The 2,049-nt window shown below is 28.6% G+C and carries 2 protein-coding genes; both read left to right on the top strand.

The annotated features are described in order from the left end of the window. Positions 1 to 243: 243 nt before the first annotated feature. Positions 244 to 1,395 (top strand): exonuclease SbcCD subunit D, encoded by a 1,152-nt coding sequence (locus WBG30_RS13840; RefSeq protein ID WP_424505245.1) that lies wholly within the window; start codon positions 244 to 246, stop codon positions 1,393 to 1,395. Continuing rightward, positions 1,395 to 2,049: AAA family ATPase (locus WBG30_RS13835; RefSeq protein WP_424505244.1), on the top strand; the 655-nt coding region annotated here is incomplete at its 3' end. The genes WBG30_RS13840 and WBG30_RS13835, both read left to right, overlap by 1 nt.

The following is a 2,049-nucleotide window of genomic DNA, read 5'->3' as shown; positions in this document are numbered from 1 at the left end:
ATATTATCCTTTGAAATAAATTTTTTACCGAAAATTCTTTATCATTTGACTAAACAATTTATTTTTTTTGCATATCTTGAAATTTATAATTTCCTAAATAATAAAAAATCTTCCTATACGGAAGATTTTTTTATTATCTAAGAAGTTACCATGAGTTGTGCTTATCTGAATACAATATCACATTGCTTTTTAATTTTTTTATTGGTATCATTATCTTAAATAAGAGATGTTAGAGGAGGTAATATGAAAATAATGCACCTAGGTGATCTTCATATTGGAAAAAAAGTTAATGGGTATTCTATGATTGAAAATCAAAAGGATATTTTAAAACAAATATATAGCACAATTTTAAAATATAAAGTAGAAACTGTTCTAATTGCAGGTGATATCTATGATAGGTCTGTTCCATCAGAGGAAGCTACCCAATTATTAGATGATTTCCTGTCACATTTAATCAATGTATTAAATATTCGTGTAATTGCCATTAGTGGTAATCACGACAGTCCTACAAGACTTGATTTTTCAGGAGAAATACTTGCAAAACAAGGTCTTTATATCCTTGGAGAATATAAAAAATTAGTAAATAAAATAAGTATAAATAATTTTGATTTTTATTTGATGCCCTTTGTTACCCCTGCTACAATAAGAAAAAAATTTGAAACTATTATAGAAGAAAGGGAATTAGTTATCTCTACCTATGATGATACTATGAAATTTATTGCAGGTGAAGCGACTAAAAATTTAGATAGTAGTAGAGTTAATATAGCCCTCTACCATGGGTTTGTTATTGGCAGTGGTGATGATGAAAAAGAAATTGAAAAGGAAGATTCTGTAAAACCCTTAGCTATAGGAGGAAAGGAATCTGTTGCTGAAAAATATTTTTTAGATTTTGATTATACAGCTTTAGGCCATCTTCATGGTAACCGAAAAGTTAAAAGTGAAAGGGTTAGATATGCAGGTTCTCCTATAAAATATTCTTTTTCTGAAAAAAATCAAAAAAAATCACTGACTATCATAGATATTGATAAAGATAAATTTGATTTAGAACAAATTGAAATAAAAGATAGATATCCTATGATTGAATTAAAAGGTACTTTTGAAGAAATTATGAAAGCTAATATAGACTGTAATGCATATCTCAAGATCACTCTCACTGAAAGTGTCTTAGATGCCATGAATAAACTTAGAAGTAGATATTCTCAGATAATGGAATTAGGAATAGAGATTCCAACTACTGATTCTATCCATAAAGATCACTCCTCCAAAGAGATCCATAACATCCCGATTGATGAACTATTAGAAGATTTAGCTCAAAGTGTAGGAGTCAAAATAAATAGTGAGGAGATGGAGCAACTAAGAAATATTCTCAATGAAATCAAGGAGGTAGCACTTTAATGAGACCTATAAGACTTAAGATGATGGGAATTGGTCCCTATGCTAGTGAAATCGATCTTGACTTTTCTAAACTCAATGAGGAGGGATTATTTCTTATTACTGGATCTACAGGAGCAGGAAAAACATCTATATTTGATGGGATTACCTATTCTCTATTTGGAAAAGTAAATTTTGATGATAGTGAAAAGAAAAATGGTATCATCTGTGACTATATAGATGATAAGGAAAAATCTAAAGCATATGTAGAATATACATTTGATCTAGATGGTATTGAATACCGTGTGAGAAGAAGTCCTGCATATGAGTATATCAATAGAAACAATAAACTTGATAAAAAAAGTGAACGGGTAGAGATTGAATTTAAAGATGAGATAAAAACCAAAACTAAAGAGGTAAATAAATTCATCGAAGAAGATATTATAAAACTAGATTACGAACAGTTTAAAAAGATAATTATGCTAGCTCAAGGTTCTTTTAGTGAATTTATTAAATCCAATTCCAAAGAAAAATCAGAGATACTAAAGCAGATTTTTAATACTGATATATATGACAAAACTAGCTATAAACTCAAAGATAAAACAGAAAATATAAGAAAAACTATCTATAAGAGTAAAGGAGACCTCTTTGCTTCCTTGAAAACTTTAGAGATAGAAG

It is taken from the genome of Psychrilyobacter sp., assembly GCF_049671765.1.
Taxonomy (GTDB): domain Bacteria; phylum Fusobacteriota; class Fusobacteriia; order Fusobacteriales; family Fusobacteriaceae; genus Psychrilyobacter.
The sequence above is the reverse complement of the archived record's forward strand: the minus strand, read 5'-3'. Positions and strand labels throughout refer to the sequence as shown.

Coding starts and splice junctions, on each gene's coding strand:
- WBG30_RS13840 (WP_424505245.1), top strand. CDS start 244: ATGAAAATAATGCACCTAGGTGATCTTCATATTGGAAAAAAAGTTAAT.